This is a genomic window from Microlunatus aurantiacus, from assembly GCF_039536605.1.
Taxonomy (GTDB): Bacteria; Actinomycetota; Actinomycetes; order Propionibacteriales; family Propionibacteriaceae; genus Microlunatus; species Microlunatus aurantiacus.
Window position 1 is genome coordinate 167,492 of sequence record NZ_BAAAYX010000002.1, and the last position, 19,717, is coordinate 187,208.

Genomic DNA, 19,717 nt, shown 5'->3' on the forward strand with positions numbered 1-19,717 from the left:
ACCACGAGGACCAGGAGGACGGCCGGATGAGCACGTCGACGACCCCACCGCCGGCGCGGCGGGTCCCGCGCCGGGTCCGCTGGGCCTGGCTGCTGGTGCTGCTGGGCGGCGTGGCCGGCTACCTGATCGTGCTCCGCACGCTGGTGGCCACCCAGAACCCGCTGTACGTCCCCTCGCTGCTGCTGCTCGGTTCCGCGGTCGTCCCCGCCTCGGTCCTGGTCTACGCCGCGTCCGGACCCCGGCGGGCGCAGGTCGGCGCCGGTCTGATCGCCGCGGTGGCCGGGATCGGCGGGGTGATCGGGACGGTGGCGGCCGGCACGCTGGAGTACGACACGCTGCAACGCCTCGGGGCCGTGCCGATGATCATGGTCGGGCTGATCGAGGAGTCCGCCAAGCTGGTCGTGCCGTTGATCATCCTGCTCTTCGCCCGGCGCCGGGACCCGGCCGCCGGCGTGATCATCGGCGTCGCCTCGGGGATGGGGTTCGCCACGCTGGAGACGATGGGCTACGGGTTCTCCGCCCTGCTGCAGAGTCGGTCGCTGGCCGATCTGGACCAGACCCTGCTGCTCCGCGGTCTGCTCTCGCCGGCCGGTCACGTCGCCTGGACCGGGGTGGCCACCGCCGCGCTGTGGCGGATCCCCAGCGCGGCACGCAAGGCGCGGGCGGTCGGGCTGTTCGTGGCGACGTTCGCGGCCGCCGTGGCTCTGCACGCCCTCTGGGACGGTTCGGAGCTGTGGCTGGTCCGTACGGTCGTCGGCGTCGTGAGCTTCGCGGGGCTGCTGATCGTGGTGCACCGCTCGCGCCGGGCGGCCGACCGCGAGCAGGAGCCGCCGACCTGGACGTACGGTCCGTACGTCCCCCCGCCCGGTGCGGTGGATCCCGCCACCCCCTGACGCCGACGCCCGTCTCGTGGCAGGGTGATGATCATGGATCTGTCCTCAGTCAGCGCGCTCAGGCCCTCAGCGCGGACGCGTTCGATCAGTCCCGAGAACCCCACCGGAGAGCCCGGCGGGGGAGCGCGGGCGATCGCCGGCACGGGGGCCGAGGCGGCCCGTGACCTCGGGGCCGGCTGGAAGGTGTCGCCCAGTCTCGACGTCGCACCCGGGGAGACCCTCGAGCTCGCCGCCATCGAGGGCGCCGGCACGATCACCCACATCTGGGCGACCACCCACACCGACCACTGGCGGAGCCTGCTGCTGCGGGCGTACTGGGACGGGGCCGACGAACCGGCCATCGAGGTCCCGTACGGCGACTTCTTCTGCTCGGGCTGGGGCCGTTTCGCCCAGGTCAGCTCGCAGCCGATCGCGGTCAACCCGAACGGCGGCTTCAACTCGTACTGGCCGATGCCCTTCCGCACCGGGGCCCGGCTGACCCTGGAGAACGTCTCCGCGGTCCCCGTCCGGATCTACTACCAGGTCACCTACGAGCTGGACGACGCCGCCGCCGACCGCGGCTACCTGCACGCGCAGTGGCGTCGAAGCAACCCGCTCGGCGACGCCGAACCGCACGTGATCATCCCGGGGGTGCAGGGGGCTGGCCAGTACGTCGGCACGTACCTCGCGTGGGGATCGAACTCGACCGGTTGGTGGGGCGAGGGGGAGATCAAGTTCTACCTCGACGACGACGCCGACTTCCCGACCGTCTGCGGCACCGGCACGGAGGACTACGTCGGGGGAGCCTGGAACTTCGACGTCCCCGGTCAGGGCTACACGACCTACACCACGCCCTACCTCGGTCTGCCGCAGGTGATCCGGCCGGACGGGCTCTACAGCTCGCAGACCCGCTTCGGTCTGTACCGCTGGCACCTGCTCGACCCGATCCGGTTCGCCACCGGTCTGCGCGTCGACATCCAGGCCCTGGGATGGCGCAGCGGTGGCCGCTACCTGTCGCTGCGTGACGACATCGCCTCGACCGGGGTGTTCTACCTGGACGCGCCGGTCGCCGATCGGCCGACGCCGCCCACCGTCGACGAGCTGGAGATCTGCTGACGCGTACGCCGCGGCGGGGCCGACTCAGCTGTCGTTGCCGAACGAGGTGCTCGACGGCTTCTCCGGCAGATAGGGCTCGATCGCGGCGGCCAGCTTGGCCGGCGTCATCGACTGCAGCCAGATGTGGCCCGGACCCTGGACCTGGGCCAGCAGCAGCGAGTCGCCGAAGAACTTGTTCTTGATCCCCTTCACCGAGGCGAACTCCAGCGGCATCTCCGCGCGGAAGAGGGCGAGGTGGCCGGGGTGGATCAGCATCGACTGGCCCGCTGCGAGGTCGTACTCGACGATCTCCCCGGCCAGCTGCACCCAGGCGGTGCCGTCGCCCGAGAGCCGCTGGAAGATCACGCCCGCCCCGCCGAAGATGCCCGCCCCCAGCTTCTTCTGCAGCCCGACGGAGATCTCCACGTCCGGAGTGCTGCACATGTACGCGCCGGACTGGACCATGAAGTTGTCCGCTCGGTCGATGCGCAGCTCCCGGATCGACCCCGGCAGCTGGGCGGAGAAGGCGACGAAGCCGCCCTGGGGTGGGGCGGTGTAGTCGGTCAGGAACAGCTGGCCACCGCCGAGGGCCCGCTTCAGACCCGACAGGAAGCCGCCCTTGCCGCCCGACCCGAACCGGGTGGACGTCTCCATCCCGAAGCCGGGAGTCAGCCAGGACACGTCGCCGCCCTCGGCGATCAGGTGCTCGCCCGGGCTCAGGGTGACCTCGAGGATGGGCATGGTGGTGCCGGCGATGCGCGTCTGCATGGAGCCACGCTAGAGGGGCACATCACCGGTGTCGACGGTGCTCAGCCCGGTCCGGTCGAGGCCCCCGCCTCAGGCGTCGACGGCGCTCCGCGCGGCAGGGGGCGCTCCACCAGCGTCACGACCGCCACCGCCCACGGCTCGACGTTCTCGGCCCCGAGGGCGACGACCCGGGCGTGCGGCTCCGGCGACGCGGAGCGCGTCGGCACGCCTGACGACGTGCTCCCACCGGGTGGTGGTCGAGGGCGTCACCACGATCGGGTGACGTGCACCGGCGCCGATTCGCGTGCGGGGGCCCCGGCCTGTATTCTTCTGCGTCGGCGCGCTGGGGGAACCAGGGCGTGCGAGTGCCCCTATAGCTCAGTAGGTAGAGCGTCTCCATGGTAAGGAGAAGGTCTGCGGTTCGATTCCGCATGGGGGCTCGGAGTCAGGTTCCGGCGCCACCGCGCGTCGGCGGTGTGTGCGTACGGCGGGGCCGTGGTCGGCCTTGATCGAGCGGGCACACTGGGTGTGGCGGGTGCCGTCACGTCAGCAGGGTTCTGCGGCGGGATAGCTCAGGCGGTAGAGCAAGCGGCTCATAATCGCTGTGTCGCGGGTTCAAGTCCCGCTCCCGCTACCAGGAACACCCACAGAAACCGAAGGAAACGACGATGGCCAAGTCCACGGATGTGCGCCCCAAGACCACCATGGCCTGCACCGTGTGCAAGGAGCGGAACTACATCACCAAGAAGAACCGGCGGAACGATCCCGACCGGCTCGAGCTGAAGAAGTTCTGCCCGCGTTGCCACACGCACACCACCCACCGCGAAACCCGCTGACCCAGCGCGTGACCACCGTGACGAGCCGCCGAGTTCCTCGGCGGCTCGTTTCGTGCTGCCCGCAGGTGCTCCGGACGTGTGGGGCGGCCGGCCCGTGCTGATCGGTCTGGCGCACGGGAGCCGGCACCACCGGGTCGCCGAGGGGGTCGAGGCGGTGCTGGCCGAGGTCACCGCGCTCACCGGGGTGCCGAGCCGGGCCGCCTACCTGGATCTCACCGATCCCGATCTGGACGCCGTGGCGGCCGACCTGGCCGCCGCCGGCGAGTCCAGGGCGGTGGTCGTGCCGCTGCTGTTCACCGACGCCTTCCACGCGCGGATCGACGTCCCCGACGCCGTTCACCGGGCCGCCGAGAGCTCCGGGGTGACGCTCGAGCTGAGCCCGATCCTGGGCACCGACGACGACCTGGCCGACGTCGTCGCCGCCCGCCTGAGGGCCGCCGGGACGGCGCCCGACGCCCCGGTCCTCCTCTACGCGGTCGGATCCTCGCGCCCCGACGCGAACGCAGCGGTGGCCGGTCTGGCCGACCGCCTCGCAGCCCGCCGTGGCGCCCCCGTCCGTGCGGGGTTCGGCACCACCGAGCCCCGGGCCACCGACGTCCTCACCGAGCTCGTCGACGCCGGTTCACCGCCCGGGACGGTGGTCCCGCTGTTCGTCGCCCCCGGGCTGCTGCTGGACGCGATCGCCCCGACCGTCGCCGCCGCCGGCTGGCAGCTGGTCGACCCGCTCGGCACCCTGCTCGCGCCGGTCGTGGCCGACCGCTACCGCACGGCCCTGAGGTCGGCGGGTCCCCTCCACTAGCGTGAGCACCATGCCTCGTCCCCACCGTCGCGCCCCGCGCTCCGGGGCCCAGAGCTCCGCGAGTCTCGCTCGTTCGTCGCGGAAACACTCCTGCACTCCCGAGAGGCTCTGCTCATGACCCTGCTCGATGGTCGCGCTCCGCGCTCCGGGGTCCTGAGCTCCGCGAGTCTCGCTCGTTCGTCGCGTTTCCGCACGACGGAGTCCGCCGGTGGTCGAGGTGGGCGCGTCGTGCGGAAACACTCCTGCACTCCCGAGAGGCTCTGCTCATGACCATCACCGCCGACCATGCGGGTCGTCGCTATCCACCGACCCCGCCGTACGAGGTCTCGGCCGCCAAGATCGCCGAGTTCACCCGTGCCCTCGGGGAAGACAACCCGGCCTACACCGCCGAGCGACCGATCGCCCCGCCGACCTTCGTGGCGGTGATCTCCTCGTCGGCCTGGGAGTCGATGTTCGACGATCCCGAGCTCGGTCTGGCCCTGCGGCGGATCGTGCACGGGGACCAGCGCTTCACCTACCGCCGCCCGCTGCGGGCCGGCGACCGCGTCCAGGCCACGCTCACCATCGACAAGGTGCGCAACCGCGGCGCAGCCGACATCATCTCCTCCTCCGTCGAGGTCGAGACCGTCGACGGCGAGCTGATCTGCACCGCCGAGGCGACCTTCTTCCACTCCCACGAGGCGGACGCATGAGCGCACCGGATCTCTCCCACGTCACCGTCGGGACGCGGCTGCCGAGTCTCACGGTGCGGTTCACCCGCGAGACCCTGGTCCGCTACGCCGGCGCGTCGACCGACTTCAACCCGATCCACTACTCCTCCTTCTACGCCGACCAGGTCGGTCTGCCCGGGGTGATCGCGCACGGGATGCTGACCATGGGCAGCGCGCTGAGGGTGGTGACCGAGTGGGTCGGCGACCCGGCGCGAGTCCGGTCCTACTTCGTCCGGTTCACCAAGCCGGTGGTCGTGCCCGATGACGCCGAGGGCACCGAGCTCGTCTTCGGTGGGGTGGTCGAGGCCGTCGACGACGCCCTGGTGACGATCGTCATCGAGGCGGTCAGCGGCGACCTCAAGGTCCTCGGGGCGGCCCGGGCCGTCGTCGACCTCGCACCGTGACGTCGGTCGGCGGTTCGTTCCCCCGCGCTGTGGTGACCGACCTCTCGGTGGCTCCCGGCGAGTCGTGCGACATCACGTCCTTGTCGCTGGCCAGCGCGCCGCCGCCGGAGACGGCGGCGAGCGACCGGTTGGCCGACCTGACGACGCTGCGCGTCGGTGGTCCGGCCCGTCGGGTCGTCGTCGCCGACACCGAGACCGAGCTGGTCGAGACGGTGCGGGCGGCCGACGCCGCCGGTGAGCCGGTGCTGGTGCTCGGTGGCGGCTCCAACGTGCTGGTCGCCGACGACGGCTTCCCCGGCACCGTGGTGAAGATCGCCAACCGAGGGATCAGCGCCGACGTCTCCGACTGCAGCGGAGCCACGGTGACGGTCGCCGCCGGTGAGGACTGGGACGCCCTCGTGGCCGCGGCGGTCGAGCAGGAGTGGAGCGGGATCGAGGCGCTGTCCGGGATCCCCGGGCTCGTCGGCGCCACCCCGATCCAGAACGTCGGCGCGTACGGCAGCGAGGTCTCCCAGACCCTCGCCCGGGTCCGCACCCTCGACCGGTCGACGGGACGGCAGGCGAGCTTCTCCGTCGCCGACTGCGGCTTCGGCTACCGGACCTCGCGGTTCAAGGCCGAGCGTGGTCGCTTCCTGGTGCTGGAGGTGACGTTCCAGCTCGTCCTCGGCTCGCTGTCGGCCCCGATCCGGTACGCCGAGCTGGCCAGGACGCTCGGGGTGCCGGTCGGGAAGCGGGTGCCGTCGGCCGACGTGCGGCAGGCCGTGCTCGAGCTGCGGGCCGGCAAGGGCATGGTGCTGGACGACGGTGACGCCGACACCTGGAGCGCCGGGTCCTTCTTCACCAACCCGCTTCTGGAGCCCGATGCGGCGGCGCTGCTGCCGCCCGACGCCCCGCGCTACCCCGGGCCGGAGGGCACGGTGAAGACCAGCGCGGCGTGGCTGATCCAGCATGCGGGCTTCGACAAGGGGTACGGGAACGAACGGGCAGCGTTGTCCTCCAAGCACACGCTCGCCCTGACCAATCGAGGTGACGCCTCCGCGGCCGACCTGCTGGATCTCGCTCGCGAGATCCGGGCCGGTGTCCGGCAGCGGTTCGGCATCACCCTCGTCGAAGAACCCGTCCTCGTGGAGTGCACCCTGTGAAGAACGACCCGTTCGCCCTCTGGGCCCCGACCGCCGAGCAGGTCGAGCTGCTGCTCGTCGACCCGGCCGACGGCGACGAGCGCCGCATCGCGATGGAGACCGACGGCGACGGCTTCTGGCGACCCGTCGGAGGGCTGGCGGAGCCGTCGGGCGACCGACCACTGGACTACGGCTACCGGATCGACGGCAGCGCGACGGTGCTGCCGGATCCTCGGGCGCGGCAGGCCCCGTACGGGGTGCACGGGCTGTCGAGGACCTTCGACCCGGAGGCCTACCGGTGGTCGGACCGGCTGTGGACCGGGCGCCAGCTGCCCGGGGGCATCGTCTACGAGCTGCACGTCGGCACCTTCACCCCCGAGGGCACGCTGCTCTCCGCCATCGAGCGTCTGGACCACCTGGTCGAGCTGGGGATCACCCTGGTCGAGCTGATGCCGGTCAACGCCTTCAACGGCCGGCACGGTTGGGGCTACGACGGGGTGCTGTGGGGGGCGGTCCAGGAGGAGTACGGCGGTCCGGCGGCCTACCAGGCCTTCGTCGACGCCTGCCACCAGCGCGGCCTCGGAGTCATCCAGGACGTCGTCTACAACCACCTGGGGCCCAGCGGCAACTACCTGCCGGAGTTCGGTCCCTACATTGCCGACGGACCGTCGAACACCTGGGGCGAGACGCTCAACCTGGACGGCGAGCACTCCGACGAGGTCCGGCGCTACATCATCGACAACGCGCTGATGTGGCTGCGCGAGTACCACGTCGACGGTCTCCGGCTGGATGCGGTGCACGCCCTGTCCGACACCCGGGCCACGCACCTGCTGGAGGAGCTGGCCGTGGAGGTGGCGGCGCTGTCGGCCTTCCTCAACCGGCCGCTGTCGTTGATCGCCGAGTCGGACCTGAACAACCCCCGGCTGATCACCACCCGCGACGGCGGCGGCTACGGGCTGACCGGTCAGTGGAGCGACGACTTCCACCACGCCCTCTACGTCAGCCTCACCGGGGACACGACCGGCTACTACGCCGACTTCGACTCCCTCGCCGCCCTCGGCAAGGTGTTCGAGAACGGGTTCTTCCACGACGGCACGCACTCCAGCTTCCGTGGCCGTGCCCACGGGCACAAGATCGACACCCTGCGGACGCCGACCTGGCGGCTGGTCGTCTGCTCCGACAACCACGACCAGATCGGCAACCGCGCCGACGGTCAGCGGCTCTCCGGCAAGGTGTCGGCCCAGCAGCTGGGTCTGGCCGCGTTCGTGACCCTGCTCAGCCCGTTCACCCCGATGATCTTCATGGGGGAGGAGTGGGGGGCCTCGACCCCCTGGCAGTTCTTCACCGACCATCCGGAGCCGGAGCTGGGCGAGAAGGTGGCCACCGGTCGGCGGGAGGAGTTCGCCCAGATGGACTGGGACCTCTCGCAGGTCCCGGATCCGCAGGACCTCGCGACCTTCGAGCGCTCCAAGCTGGTCTGGGACGAGCTGAGCGAGCCCGGGCACGCCGACCTGCTCGACCTGCACCGGCGCCTGATCCGGCTCCGGCGCACCTACCCGGACTTCTGCGACCCGCAGTTCGACGGCGGCACGGCCACCTCCGACGACGACGAGGGCTGGCTGCTGGTGGAGCGCGGCGCGGTCGCCCTGGTGGTGAACTTCCGCAGCGGCGAGGTGGAGGTCCCCCTGGCCGGTGGGGCCGAGGAGCTGCTGACGGTGGGGGAGTCAGCCCTCCGACCGGAGTCGGTCTGGCTGGCCCCGCACAGTGCGGTCGCGGTGCTCCGAGGCTAGGCCGGCGCCGCCGATCGTGGTCATGGCTGATCCCGGTCGACGGAGACGAGCCAGCCCCGCAATCTCGGCGGCACCCGATCCGTGCGGCGTCGGATCGTGCCCGGACGGCTGCCCGATCGTCCCTGGCGCTGACCAGTGCTGCGGGGGAGCATCAGGAGTCGGTCTACCTCGGGGGGAAAGATGGCGCGTGTCCTGGGTGTCCATGAGATCGAGCTGAAGCCGGGGGTGGACCCAGATCGGTTCGAGAAGGCGGCGTCGGAGGTTGTCACGTCGGCCCAGCCGGAGGGATGGCGAACCCTCGTGCTGAAGGGCGAGCGCGGTCCGCGCTCTGGCAACTACCTGATCATCTTCGAGATCGACGGTCCGGAGGCACGTGATCGCCTCTATCCGGCGGAAGGACAGGCTTCCGCCGAGGAAAGCGATCGGTTCGACAGGGAGCATCCCGAGACCGCCGCGGCCTGGGAACGGCTGAGCGAGCTGATCGTCCACTTCGAGGTCGCCACCGACTACATGGTGCTCGCCGAGTAGGCGCCCCTGCGGCTCAGCCGCCGGCGCGAGCGACCGAGGAGGTCCCGATGAGTGGACTGGCTCTGTCGTCCGATCGGATGAGCCCGCTGAACGGTCAGTCCATCAGGTGCGACGCTAGGCGTCGATCGTGATCTCGCGCTTCAGGATCTTGCCGGTGGGACCCTTCGGCACGGGTCCGAACCGCACGATCCGTGGGTACTTGTAGGCCGCGATCTTGTCGGCGACGAAGTCGCGGATCTCGTCCTCGGTGGCCTCGGCGCCCTCGCGGAGGGCGACCAGGCAGGCGATCTCCTCGCCGTGCAGGGCGTCCGGGACGCCGAACACGGCGGCCTCCGCCACCGCCGGGTGGGTGTAGAGGACCTCCTCGACCTCGCGCGGATAGACGTTCAACCCGTTGCGGATGATCATGTCCTTGGCGCGGTCGACGATGAAGTAGAAGCCGTCGGCGTCACGCGTGGCCAGGTCGCCGCTGTGGAACCAGCCACCGCGCATCGCCTCGGCGGTGGCTGCTGGGTTGTTCCAGTACCCCTTCATCACGTTCGCGCCGCGGATGACGATCTCGCCGATCTCGCCCTCGGCCACCTCGGTGTCGTCCGGTTCCCAGAGCTGGAACTCCACCCCGTCGATCGGCACACCCACCGATCCCGGCTTGATCGGGCGGTCGGGGTGGTTGAAGGAGGCGATCGGAGAGGTCTCGGACAGGCCGTACCCCTCCAGCAGCTGGAACCCGAACCGGCGCTGCACCTCGTAGAGGACCTCGACCGGGAGCGACGCCCCACCCGAGGCGGCCACCTTCAGCCGGCTGGTGTCGAACCGACCGGGGTCGGGCACCGCGAGCAGCGCCATGTACATGGTCGGGACGCCCAGGAACACGGTGACCCGGTCCTCGGCCACGATCCGCAGCGCCTCCTCGCCGTCGAACTTGGGCAGCAGGGTCAGGCAGGCGCCGCCGGCGATGGCCGCGTTCAGACCGCAGGTCTGCCCGAAGGAGTGGAACAGGGGCAGACCACCGAACACGACGTCGCCGGGCGCCAGCGGCATCAGCGTGGCCAGGTCGGTGCGGACGTTGCTGCCCAGGTTGTCGTGGGTGAGCTCGGCGCCCTTCGGGGAGCCGGTGGTGCCGGAGGTGTAGAGGATGACCGCGGTGTCGTCGCCGGTGCGCACGGCCGGTCCACCCTCCAGCGGCGGGGTCTCGGCCAGGGTCTGCTCGAACTCGCCGGGCGTCACCACCACGACGTCGGTGCCGGTCACCTCCGCCGCCTTGGCCGCCTCGGCCGCGAACAGGGCGAACACCACAGCGACCTGCGCGCCGGCGTCCTTCCAGGCGTACGAGATCTCGCCCGCCTTGAGCAGCGGGTTCATCGGCACGACCACGGCCCCGAGTCGCAGGATCGCGTAGTAGACGACCGGGAAGTAGGCGACGTTGGGCATGATCAGCGCGACCCGGTCCCCGGCCGTCACCCCGCGGCCCGCCAGCACCGCGGCGCAGCGCGCGGCGGCGTGCTCCAGGGCGGCGTACGTGAGGATGTGCTCGCCCTGCTTGATGGCGGGCAGGGACGGGTCCGCGGCGGCGTGGTCGCTCAGCCAACAGGCGATGTTGGAGTTCGAGGTCATGACCAGACGGTAGTGGCGCACACCACATTCCGCAGCCGCTTCACACCCGATCCGACCTCGGAGAAGGGTGTTGCGCAGACACCCGGAGTAGGTTAGGCTGGCCTTACTCGTTCATCGAAGTGGTCGGATCCTGGTTCGCCGGGTCGGACACGGTGACTTGATCCTCCCGGGTCTGGGGAGGTGTCGCGTTCAGCGAGTGGGGCGCGGCCGGAGTGCGGGGGGTCGCGCTCGGCCGCGCCATCGCTGTGGTGTCGTCACTCGCTGCTCCGCGACGGGATCACTCGCCTCCGCACCTCGCAGACAGTCCGGACGCGGACGGCCCGGGCCCCGGCGGACTCGGGCCCCTAGACTCCGAGACGGCCAGATCCGGCCCACCCACCGATCGAGGAACCCGCCATGAGCCTGTCCGACCTCAGTCCCGACGCCCTCGCCGCCCTGCACAGCGAGCAGACGACCGCGTACGCCGCGCTGGTGGACCGGGGACTGAAGCTGGACCTCACCCGCGGGAAGCCGGCGCCCGCGCAGCTCGACCTGTCCAACGCCTTGCTGACCCTGCCCGGCGCGGGGGAGTACACGGCGGCGGACGGCACCGACTGCCGCAACTACGGCGGCGGTCAGGGGCTGCCGGAGATCCGCGAGATCTTCGCCGAGCTGCTCAACGTGCCGGTCGCGCAGCTGGTCGCCGGTGACAACGCCAGCCTCGGTGTCATGCACGACACCCTGGTGTTCTCCCTGCTCAAGGGCACCGTCGACTCCGCCGGTCCCTGGGTGAAGGAGCCCATCACCTTCCTCTGCCCGGTCCCGGGTTACGACCGCCACTTCGCCCTGTGCGAGCAGTTCGGCATCACCATGGAGCCGGTCGCCCTCGGCCCCGACGGTCCCGATCTCGAGGCGATCAGGAGCCGGGTGGCCGACGACCCCAGCGTCCGGGGGATCTGGATCGTCCCGACGTACGCCAACCCGACCGGTTCGGTCTACACCGAGGAGGTGACGCGGGAGCTGGTCTCGATGCCGACCGCCGCCCCGGACTTCCGGATCTTCTGGGACAACGCGTACGCCGTCCACCACCTCACCGACGCCGAGCACCCTGCGCTCGACGTGCTCGGTCTGGCGGCCGAGGCCGGCAACCCGAACCGGGTGTTCGTGTTCGCGTCCACGTCGAAGATCACCTTCGCCGGTGCCGGGGTGTCGTTCTTCGCCGGTTCGCCGGCGAACGTGTCCTGGTACCTGCAGCACCTCGGCAAGCGGACGATCGGCCCGGACAAGGTCAACCACCTGCGGCACGCCCGCTACCTGGGCAGCGCGGACGGTGTCCGGGAGCTGATGCGGAAGCACCGGGCCATCATCGAGCCGAAGTTCGCGCAGGTGGAGACGATTCTCCAGTCCCGGCTCGGCGACCACGAGGTGGCGACCTGGACTCGGCCCGAGGGTGGCTACTTCATCAGCCTCGACGTCCCGGATGGTTGTGCGACCCGGGTGGTGGCCCTGGCCAAGGAGGCCGGGATCGCGATGACGGCAGCCGGCGCCGCCTTCCCGTACGGCAGCGACCCCCGCGACCGGAACATCCGGATCGCCCCGACGTTCCCGTCGCCGGACGACGTCGCCGCCGCGATCGAGGGTCTGTGCACGTGCGTGCTGCTCGCCTCCGCGGAACAGCAGCAGGCCGCCGGCTGACCCTGACGGTGGCCGCCACGGGCGGCGGGTGTCGACCGCGTCGGTTCGACGCTCGCCCCGGTGCCGACTACACTCTGGGGCTTGGTGCTGGTCACCTCGACTCTGGTGCGCCCGCACCCGACCGCTAGGTTGGACGGGCTGCCGGCGGACAGGGCTCGGCACCGAAGGGCAATAGCTCAACTGGCAGAGCATCGGTCTCCAAAACCGAAGGTTGGGGGTTCAAGTCCCTCTTGCCCTGCAGATCCGCCCGTCCGGGGCGTCCTCGACGCCCCGGAGGGCGGGCGAAGACGAATGACCGGAGAAGGGCGACGACGTGGCAGACAGTGACAAGGTGGACCCGGCCGACGAGCCGGACACCTCTGCCACCCCCGGCGAGCCCGTGGACCCCACGGCCGACGACCGCGAGATGCTGGACGACGGCGCTGGGGATGACGGCGACGGGGATGACGGCGACGGGGAGCAGGGCGGGGAGCGCGAGCTCGTCCCGGCTGGTCGTTCCTCGCGGTCGGCCCGCGGGAGCGAGACCGCTGCCGCCGGCGAACCTGCCCGAGCGAAGAAGGACAAGGCCACCCCGAAGCAGAAGCGGGACGCCGTCGAGCACCAGCGCACCGGGCCGATCACGCTCGTCAAGCAGTCGGTGGCGGAGCTGCGCAAGGTGGTCTACCCGACCGGACCGCAGCTGGCCAACTACTTCGTGGTCGTGCTGATCTTCGTCCTGTTCATCATCGCGTACGTCAGCCTGCTCGACCTGGGCATCGGTGCGGCGATCTTCCGGATCTTCGCCTGACCACCTGACTCACCACCCCTAGCAAGTACTGGAGATATACACGTGTCTGAGACCTATTCGACCGAACCGCCGCGGTCCGCGGCTGATGAGTCGGAGGGCTCTGCCACCCCGGCGGAGGAGAGCTCGACCGACGTGGGCGCCGACGCGGGCACCAGCGACGACTTCGACATCGACCTCGGGTCCGACTTCACCGCTGACCGCACCGAGGACGACGTCGACATCAACCTCGACTTCGGCGGCTCCACGGCCGAGGAGGAGACCACCGAGGACGACTTCGACATCGATCTCGGCGCCCCCGAGCCCGAGGAAGAGGTCGAGGACGAGGACGAGGGTGACGCCAGCGACGAGGCCGATCCGGCCGAGGAGGCGCTGGCCAAGTTCCACGAGGAGCTGCACGGCAAGTTCGGCGACTGGTACGTGGTGCACACCTACTCCGGGATGGAGAACCGGGTGCTGCAGAACCTGGAGAACCGGGTCACCTCCCTCAACATGGAGGACTACATCTTCGAGATCGTCGTCCCCACCGAGGAGGTCACCGAGATCCGCAACGGTCAGCGCAAGCAGATCAAGCGGACCGTGCTGCCGGGTTACGTGCTGGTGCGGATGGATCTGACCGACGAGTCCTGGTCGACGGTCCGGCACACGCCGTCGGTGACCGGCTTCGTGGGGCACTCCAACCAGCCTGTGCCGCTCAGCCTGGACGAGGTCGAGAAGATGCTCGCCCCGTCGATCGCGGCGGCAGCCATCGCCGGCTCCGACGCCCCGGCTCGGCGCAAGAAGAAGGTCGAGGTCGCCGACTTCGAGGCCGGAGACTCCGTCATGGTCGTGGACGGTCCGTTCGCGGGCGTGCACGCCACCATCACCGAGATCAACGCCAACGCCCAGCGGCTCAAGGCGCTGGTCGAGATCCTCGGTCGGGAGACCCCGGTCGACCTGACCTTCGCCCAGATCCAGAAGGTCTGAGCCCAGATCTCGAACGGTCGAAACAGGGCCGGAACGAGCACTGGTCGGTTTCACGTACCATTGACCGGTTGGGCAGCCCAGTCCGACCGCCGCACCTCCGCCGGATGACCGGCGCGAACCACACAGAAGGACCCACACCGCAATGCCTCCCAAGAAGAAGGTCGCAGCCCTCGTCAAGGTGGCGCTGAACGCCGGCGCCGCCACCCCGGCCCCTCCGGTCGGTACGGCGCTCGGCCCGCACGGCGTGAACATCATGGAGTTCTGCAAGGCCTACAACGCGGCCACCGAGCCCATGCGTGGCAACGTCATCCCCGTCGAGATCACCATCTACGAGGACCGTTCGTTCACCTTCATCACCAAGACCCCGCCGGCCGCGGAGCTCATCAAGAAGGCCGCCGGGATCCAGAAGGGCTCCGGCGTGCCGCAGACCAACAAGGTCGGCAAGATCACCCGGGACCAGGTGCGCGAGATCGCGACCACCAAGCTGCCCGACCTGAACGCGAACGACGTCGACGCCGCCATGAAGATCGTCGAAGGCACCGCCCGCTCCATGGGCGTCACCGTCTCCAACTAGTAGTTGTCTTTTCCCCGATTTCTGCGCCGATGACGTGCAGGAGGGCCGGATGAAACACGCTTTTCGTTTCAGCCGGAGCGACGAACGAGTCGGGACAAGCAGAAATCGCTAGCGAGCGCTAGCGAGCAATCAACACTGGGAGGGCCGCGCGCGGCCCGTAGAACCAGAACTGGTGAAAGGAACCAGCAGCATGAAGCGCAGCAAGAACTACCGGTCCGCGGCCGACAGCATCGACGAGGAGAACCTGTACTCCCCGGTCGAGGCCCTGACGCTGGCCAAGAGCGGCACCAAGGTCAAGTTCGACGAGACCGTCGACGTGTCCTTCCGACTCGGTGTGGACCCGCGCAAGGCGGACCAGATGGTCCGCGGCACGGTCAACCTGCCCAACGGTACCGGCAAGACCGCCAAGGTCGTCGTGTTCGCCACCGGTGACCGGGCGGCGGCCGCGGAAGCGGCCGGGGCCGACGAGGTGGGTTCGGACGACCTGATCGAGAAGGTGCTCGGCGGCTACCTGGACTTCGACGCCGTCGTGGCCACCCCCGACCTGATGGGCAAGGTCGGACGTCTCGGACGCGTCCTCGGCCCGCGTGGCCTGATGCCGAACCCGAAGACCGGCACCGTGACCGTCGACGTGGCCAAGGCCGTGACCGACATCAAGGGCGGCAAGATCGAGTTCCGCGTCGACCGGCACGCCAACCTCCACTTCATCGTGGGCAAGGCGTCCTTCACCACCGAGCAGCTGTCGCAGAACTACTTCGCGGCGCTGGACGAGGTGATGCGGCTCAAGCCGAGCGCGTCCAAGGGTCGGTACCTGAAGAAGGCCACCATCTCCACCACGATGGGCCCGGGCATCCCGGTCGACCCGAACAAGGTCAAGCCCGAGTCCGAGTGATCTCTCTGCGGTGACCCCGCTTCGTTCGACCACCACCCCGTAAGCCAGGCTCGACCCCGTGCTCCTGATCAGCTGGATCGCGGCGGTCATCGCGTGCCTGGCGTACGGGGTGGCGACCGTTCTGCAGGCGGTCGGTGCCCGCCGCGCGGCGGCGGCCGCCGGGGTGGGTGGTGTCGTCGGCATCGTGACCCAGCTCCCGTACCTGGTGGGTCTGGCCCTCGACGGTTTCGGGTTCCTCGGCAACGTGGTCGCCCTGCGCGAGCTGCCCCTGTTCCTGGTCGAGTCCATCGTGGCGGCCAGCGTCGGGGTGACGGCGATCATCGCCGCTCTGCGCGGTGAGAAGCTCGGCGGCCGCGACTGGGGCGCCCTCGGGGTCCTCGGACTCGGCCTGGTGCTGCTCAGTCTCAGCGCCGCCGCCGAGGCGGCGACCGTCACGGGGGGCGCCGTGACCGTCGCGATCCTGGTGGGGGCGGTGGTGCCCCTGTCGGTGGGTCTGGTGGGCTACCGCCGGGCGGGCCGTTCGTCGGTCATCCTCTGCGCGGTCGCCGCCGGACTGGGGTTCAGCGGTGTCGCCGTCGCCGCCCGGGCGATGGGCGCCGACGCCATCGACCTGCGACTCCTGGTCAACCCCCTGCTGTGGGCGGTCGCGGCGTACGGAGCGATCGCGGTCGGCTTCTTCGGGGTGGCGCTGCAGCGGGGGAAGGTCACCGTGGTGGCCGCCGTCACCTTCGTCATCGAGGTCATCGTCCCGTCCGCCCTCGGGTTGCTGGTCTTCGGCGACAGCATGCTGCCCGGTCGCGAAGTCCTCGCGGCGGCCGGGTTCGTGCTGGCCATCGGCGGCACCATCGCGCTCAGCCGGTTCGCGGAGTAGGCGAGCCCGGGCGCCGTCAGCCGGTGCTGCGGGCTGCGGTGGCGAGCAGCGCGTCGCCGCTGAGCCGGAAGCCGGTCCACTCGTCCAGGGCCACCGCTCCCAGGCGCCGGTAGAACTCGATCGACGGGGTGTTCCAGTCCAGCACCGACCACTCGACCCGGGCGTAACCGCGGGCCACGGCGATCGCCGCGAGCGACGCCAGCAGAGCCGCACCCACGCCGGTGCCGCGCCGGGTCGGGCTCACGTACAGGTCCTCGAGGTGGATGCCGTGCACGCCCTCCCAGGTCGAGAAGCTGAGGAAGTAGAGGGCGAACCCCACGACCTCGCCCTCGTTCTCAGCGACCAGGGCGAAGACCCCCGGGGAGGGAGCGAAGAGCGCGGCTCGCAGCTGGTCGGGAGTCGCGCGGACCTGGTCCAGCGCGCGCTCGTAGTCGGCCAGCTCGCGGATCAGCCCGAGGACGGCCGGCACGTCGTCGGGGGTCGCGGCGCGGATGCCGGCAGGCAGCTGGGGATCGGTCACGACGACCGAGCCTAGTGATCGCGGGTGCGGCCGCGGGCCCGGACCTTCCGGCGCCGGGAGAAAGAAGCGAGCGCCGCCTCGACCAAGATGGGGGGCCGGTCGAGACGACGCTCGCGCTCGGGGTGAGCGGCATTCAGGGGGGCGCCGCCCCCGAGTTCAGGGGGTCAGGCCGGCCGGCGGGCGCCCGCGTACGGCATGTACTTCATCTTGATGTAGGACACCGGCTTGCCCGGTCGCGAGGCGTGGATGACCTTGCCGTTGCCGGCGTAGATCCCGACGTGGCTCCGGCCCGAGTAGAAGAAGACGAGATCGCCCTTGCGGAGCTTGGACTTCGCCACCTTCTTGCCGTGGCGGGACTGCCCCTGCGAGGTGCGCGGGATCTTCTTCCCCGCGTGCTTCCAGGCGCCGCGGGTCAGTCCGGAGCAGTCCCAGGCGTTCGGGCCGGTGCCCCCGTAGCGGTAGCGGTCGCCGAGCTGTCGTTTCGCGAAGGCGAGCGCCTTGGCCCCCTTCGACTTCTTCTTCTTCTTGACGACCTGCTGCATCGAGCCCAGCGAGACGGTGGCCGTGGTCAGGGTGTCGACGGTTCGGACGACACCGCCCTGGGGGAGAGCCGAGAGCGGGGCCGCGGGCCGGGCGTCGGCTGTCGCCGGGAGCTCCGTGCCCGCGACGGTCGCGAAAGCGAGCGCCAGGGTGGCGGCACCGGCGGCGAGACGCTGGATGGTGGTGGGCATGTGTTCCCCTCGAGGTCGTGCGGACCGGCTTCTGACGGCACGGTCCCCGACCGGCTGCCGCACGTTATCAAGTCGAGATCTTCTGTGCCAACACTCAGGAAACGTACGATCCTCAGTGATATCAGCGTGACCTCGCGGGCCGAGAGCACCCCGAATGTCTCGGCACGGGTGTCAACAGATCCCGGACCACCCCCGGTCGGCGGCGCCCGCGGGCGATTTGGGCGCAGCGGCGTGCGTCGCGTAAGGTGACGCGTACCGAAGACCGCTGGTCGACCGAGCCTGGCTCGGTCCGAAGACCTCCCGAACGGGATGGCCCGCGCAGGTGAACATGATCGTCCTCGACGAGTCCGGGCTCCGGCCCTGGAATTCGTCGGAGCCGCCCCGTGTGCCCTGCGCACCGGGGCATTTCTGTTTCCCGGGGTCCGACCACACCAGCCAGACGCGGAAGCGCTACGCCCGTAGCGCGTCAGAAGTCGGAACGTTGTGGAGGACACGTATGGCGAGGCCGGACAAGGCAGCCGCGGTCACCGAGCTGGCGGAGAAGTTCTCCAGCTCGCAGGGCGCTGTGCTGACCGAGTACCGCGGACTCACCGTGAAAGCGCTGAAGGAACTGCGGCGCTCTCTCGGTGACGATGCCACCTACGCCGTGTCGAAGAACACGCTGACCACGATCGCGGCCCGTGAGGCCGGAGTCGAGGGCGTCGAGGAACACCTCGTCGGCCCGACGGCGATCGCCTTCATCGAGGGTGACCCGGTCACCGTCGCGAAGGGTCTGCGTGACTTCGCCCGGCAGAACCCGCTTCTGGTCATCAAGGGTGGCGTACTGGACGGCAAGTCCCTGTCCGCCGACGAAGTGAAGAAGCTGGCCGACCTGGAGTCCCGTGAGGTCCTCCTCGCCAAGGTCGCCGGTGGCATGCAGGGAGTCCTGCAGCAGGCCATCTCGCTCGTCGCTGCTCCGCTGTCCCAGGCCGCGCGTGTGTTCGCGGCCCTGGAGAAGGCAGCTGAGGAGAACCCGTCGCTCATCGCCGGTGCTGGTGCAGCACCGGAGGCCGAGCAGACCCAGGAGCCCACCAACGACGAGATCGCCGCCGAGGCGAACGAGTCAGCAGCACCCGCTGCAGAGCCCACCGCCGAAGCGGCCGACGCCGCCTCGGACCAGTAGTCCGCAGCACTGCTGCAGAACAGAACGAAAGGAACGCCAAATCATGGCGAAGCTCAGCACTGACGAGCTCCTGGACGCCTTCAAGGAGCTGACGCTGATCGAGCTCAGCGAGTTCGTGAAGCAGTTCGAGGAGACCTTCAACGTCACCGCGGCCGCTCCGGTCGCCGTGGCCGCCGCTGCCACCGGTGGTGGCGGCGAGGCCGCTCCGGTCGAGGAGGAGAGCGACGAGGTCGACGTCATCCTCGAGGCTGCCGGCGAGAAGAAGATCCAGGTCATCAAGGAGGTGCGTACCCTCACCAGCCTCGGTCTCAAGGAGGCCAAGGAGCTGGTCGAGGCCGCCCCCAAGGCCGTCCTGGAGAAGGTGACCAAGGAGGCCGCCGCCAAGGCCAAGGAGGCCCTCGAGGGCGCCGGCGCCAAGGTGACCGTCAAGTAGGTCCGACTGCTCGGCACCTGCCGAACATCCGCGAAGGGCGCGGGATCCGATCAGGGTCCCGCGCCCTTGGCGTCTCCGCGCCCTCCGACGTGCCTCGCTCGGGATGATGCCTCCTGCTCGGCTTCCGACCGGCGCGAGAAGCAGGAACGCGAGCGGGACCTGTCGCTTGGGTCACCTCAGGCGAGGTGGAAGACCTCCTCGGTGGAGGCCCACCAACCCCCGGCCTGCGAACCCTCGGTGGCCGGCATCGAGGACAGCGGCTGCTGCATCGGGTCGGTCACGGTCCACCAGCGCCGGGTCTCCGGATCCGCCGCGATCGCCGCCTGGTCGGCGGCCAGGTCGTCACCGGTGTACTCGTAGTAGGCGACGAGCAGGTTCTCGGGCTCGCGCAGGAAGATCGAGTAGTTGGTCATGTGCGAGGCCTCGAGGCGGGCCAGCACCGCCGGCCACACCTCGGCGTGGACCCGCTTGTACTCGGCGATGGCCGCGGGGTGGACGTGGATGATCTCGCAGATCCGTTGCATCGATGACCTATCTGTCGACGAGATGGTCCGGCGCACTCGTGACGCCGGGTGTGCGGTTCCTCACCGTAGC

General features: G+C 70.1%; 23 protein-coding genes and 3 tRNA genes. 20 read left to right on the forward strand and 6 right to left on the reverse strand.

What is annotated here, in order from left to right:
* Window positions 1-26: 26 nt before the first annotated feature.
* Together ABD714_RS00890 and ABD714_RS00895 are read left to right on the forward strand one after the other, a co-directional pair.
* The gene (locus tag ABD714_RS00890; RefSeq protein WP_344810381.1) at window positions 27-893 is read left to right on the forward strand and encodes a PrsW family intramembrane metalloprotease; all 867 of its coding nucleotides are present in this window, start codon (window positions 27-29) and stop codon (window positions 891-893) included.
* Between the two features lie 33 nt (window positions 894-926).
* Complete coding sequence (locus tag ABD714_RS00895; RefSeq protein WP_344810382.1) at window positions 927-1,988, forward strand: glycoside hydrolase family 172 protein; 1,062 nt, start codon at window positions 927-929, stop codon at window positions 1,986-1,988.
* A gap of 24 nt (window positions 1,989-2,012) precedes the next feature.
* Here the strand turns inward: ABD714_RS00895 and ABD714_RS00900 are convergent, their stop codons facing one another.
* Window positions 2,013-2,735 carry a TIGR00266 family protein gene (locus tag ABD714_RS00900; protein WP_344810383.1) on the reverse strand — a complete coding sequence of 241 codons (723 nt, stop codon included), beginning with the start codon at window positions 2,733-2,735 and terminating at the stop codon, window positions 2,013-2,015.
* Between the two features lie 41 nt (window positions 2,736-2,776).
* Window positions 2,777-2,941 carry a hypothetical protein gene (locus ABD714_RS00905; protein WP_344810384.1) on the reverse strand — a complete coding sequence of 55 codons (165 nt, stop codon included), beginning with the start codon at window positions 2,939-2,941 and terminating at the stop codon, window positions 2,777-2,779.
* 140 nt (window positions 2,942-3,081) lie between these two features.
* Between ABD714_RS00905 and ABD714_RS00910 the strand changes: the two genes are divergently transcribed.
* From ABD714_RS00910 to ABD714_RS00950, 9 genes are all read left to right on the forward strand, one after another.
* Window positions 3,082-3,154 (forward strand) — tRNA-Thr (locus tag ABD714_RS00910).
* Window positions 3,155-3,275: 121 nt separating this feature from the next.
* A tRNA-Met gene (locus tag ABD714_RS00915) sits at window positions 3,276-3,351 on the forward strand.
* A 31-nt stretch (window positions 3,352-3,382) separates the two neighbouring features.
* Window positions 3,383-3,550, forward strand: coding sequence for a 50S ribosomal protein L33 (gene rpmG / locus ABD714_RS00920; RefSeq protein ID WP_344810385.1), 168 nt, complete (start codon window positions 3,383-3,385; stop codon window positions 3,548-3,550).
* Window positions 3,551-3,602: 52 nt separating this feature from the next.
* Complete coding sequence (locus tag ABD714_RS00925; protein WP_344810386.1) at window positions 3,603-4,349, forward strand: sirohydrochlorin chelatase; 747 nt, start codon at window positions 3,603-3,605, stop codon at window positions 4,347-4,349.
* Between the two features lie 266 nt (window positions 4,350-4,615).
* Window positions 4,616-5,041: an FAS1-like dehydratase domain-containing protein gene (locus ABD714_RS00930; RefSeq protein ID WP_344810387.1), complete on the forward strand. Its 426-nt coding sequence runs from the start codon at window positions 4,616-4,618 to the stop codon at window positions 5,039-5,041.
* Window positions 5,038-5,463, forward strand: a complete 426-nt coding sequence (locus tag ABD714_RS00935; RefSeq protein ID WP_344810388.1) for a MaoC/PaaZ C-terminal domain-containing protein — start codon at window positions 5,038-5,040, stop codon at window positions 5,461-5,463. Before ABD714_RS00930 ends, ABD714_RS00935 begins: the two co-directional genes overlap by 4 nt.
* Window positions 5,464-5,534: 71 nt before the next feature.
* Entirely contained in the window at window positions 5,535-6,605 is a 1,071-nt protein-coding gene (locus ABD714_RS00940; protein WP_344811253.1) for a UDP-N-acetylmuramate dehydrogenase, read from the forward strand.
* A complete protein-coding gene (gene treZ / locus ABD714_RS00945; protein ID WP_344810389.1) occupies window positions 6,602-8,374 on the forward strand; it encodes a malto-oligosyltrehalose trehalohydrolase in 1,773 nt (590 codons plus the stop codon). The genes ABD714_RS00940 and treZ overlap by 4 nt, the downstream gene beginning before the upstream one ends.
* 300 nt (window positions 8,375-8,674) lie before the next feature.
* The gene (locus ABD714_RS00950; RefSeq protein WP_344810390.1) at window positions 8,675-8,902 is read left to right on the forward strand and encodes a hypothetical protein; all 228 of its coding nucleotides are present in this window, start codon (window positions 8,675-8,677) and stop codon (window positions 8,900-8,902) included.
* Window positions 8,903-9,016: 114 nt separating this feature from the next.
* On the opposite strand, the gene ABD714_RS00955 is transcribed toward ABD714_RS00950, so the two are convergent.
* Window positions 9,017-10,516, reverse strand: coding sequence for a long-chain-fatty-acid--CoA ligase (locus tag ABD714_RS00955; protein ID WP_344810391.1), 1,500 nt, complete (start codon window positions 10,514-10,516; stop codon window positions 9,017-9,019).
* Between the two features lie 396 nt (window positions 10,517-10,912).
* Between ABD714_RS00955 and ABD714_RS00960 the strand changes: the two genes are divergently transcribed.
* The 7 genes from ABD714_RS00960 (at window position 10,913) to ABD714_RS00990 (ending at window position 16,277) form a co-directional block, all read left to right on the forward strand.
* Window positions 10,913-12,190, forward strand: coding sequence for an aspartate aminotransferase type Ic (locus tag ABD714_RS00960; RefSeq protein ID WP_344810392.1), 1,278 nt, complete (start codon window positions 10,913-10,915; stop codon window positions 12,188-12,190).
* A gap of 165 nt (window positions 12,191-12,355) precedes the next feature.
* Window positions 12,356-12,428, forward strand: a tRNA-Trp gene (locus ABD714_RS00965).
* A gap of 75 nt (window positions 12,429-12,503) precedes the next feature.
* Entirely contained in the window at window positions 12,504-12,977 is a 474-nt protein-coding gene (gene secE / locus ABD714_RS00970) for a preprotein translocase subunit SecE (protein WP_344810393.1), read from the forward strand.
* Between the two features lie 42 nt (window positions 12,978-13,019).
* Window positions 13,020-13,940 carry a transcription termination/antitermination protein NusG gene (nusG, locus tag ABD714_RS00975; protein WP_344810394.1) on the forward strand — a complete coding sequence of 307 codons (921 nt, stop codon included), beginning with the start codon at window positions 13,020-13,022 and terminating at the stop codon, window positions 13,938-13,940.
* Between the two features lie 142 nt (window positions 13,941-14,082).
* Complete coding sequence (rplK, locus tag ABD714_RS00980) at window positions 14,083-14,514, forward strand: 50S ribosomal protein L11 (RefSeq protein WP_344810395.1); 432 nt, start codon at window positions 14,083-14,085, stop codon at window positions 14,512-14,514.
* Between the two features lie 190 nt (window positions 14,515-14,704).
* Window positions 14,705-15,406, forward strand: coding sequence for a 50S ribosomal protein L1 (gene rplA / locus ABD714_RS00985; RefSeq protein WP_344810396.1), 702 nt, complete (start codon window positions 14,705-14,707; stop codon window positions 15,404-15,406).
* Between the two features lie 58 nt (window positions 15,407-15,464).
* Window positions 15,465-16,277, forward strand: a complete 813-nt coding sequence (locus ABD714_RS00990) for a hypothetical protein (protein ID WP_344810397.1) — start codon at window positions 15,465-15,467, stop codon at window positions 16,275-16,277.
* A gap of 16 nt (window positions 16,278-16,293) precedes the next feature.
* Here ABD714_RS00990 and ABD714_RS00995 read toward each other — a convergent pair whose 3' ends face one another.
* Both ABD714_RS00995 and ABD714_RS01000 read right to left on the reverse strand, forming a co-directional pair.
* Window positions 16,294-16,797 carry a GNAT family N-acetyltransferase gene (locus tag ABD714_RS00995; RefSeq protein WP_344810398.1) on the reverse strand — a complete coding sequence of 168 codons (504 nt, stop codon included), beginning with the start codon at window positions 16,795-16,797 and terminating at the stop codon, window positions 16,294-16,296.
* Between the two features lie 164 nt (window positions 16,798-16,961).
* Window positions 16,962-17,528, reverse strand: a complete 567-nt coding sequence (locus ABD714_RS01000; RefSeq protein WP_344810399.1) for a C40 family peptidase — start codon at window positions 17,526-17,528, stop codon at window positions 16,962-16,964.
* A 496-nt stretch (window positions 17,529-18,024) separates the two neighbouring features.
* On the opposite strand from ABD714_RS01000, the gene rplJ reads away from it, so the two are divergent.
* Both rplJ and rplL read left to right on the forward strand, forming a co-directional pair.
* The gene (gene rplJ, locus ABD714_RS01005) at window positions 18,025-18,690 is read left to right on the forward strand and encodes a 50S ribosomal protein L10 (protein ID WP_344811254.1); all 666 of its coding nucleotides are present in this window, start codon (window positions 18,025-18,027) and stop codon (window positions 18,688-18,690) included.
* Between the two features lie 43 nt (window positions 18,691-18,733).
* Entirely contained in the window at window positions 18,734-19,123 is a 390-nt protein-coding gene (rplL, locus tag ABD714_RS01010) for a 50S ribosomal protein L7/L12 (protein ID WP_344810400.1), read from the forward strand.
* Window positions 19,124-19,299: 176 nt separating this feature from the next.
* Here the strand turns inward: rplL and ABD714_RS01015 are convergent, their stop codons facing one another.
* A complete protein-coding gene (locus tag ABD714_RS01015) occupies window positions 19,300-19,647 on the reverse strand; it encodes an L-rhamnose mutarotase (RefSeq protein ID WP_344810401.1) in 348 nt (115 codons plus the stop codon).
* Window positions 19,648-19,717 lie beyond the last annotated feature (70 nt).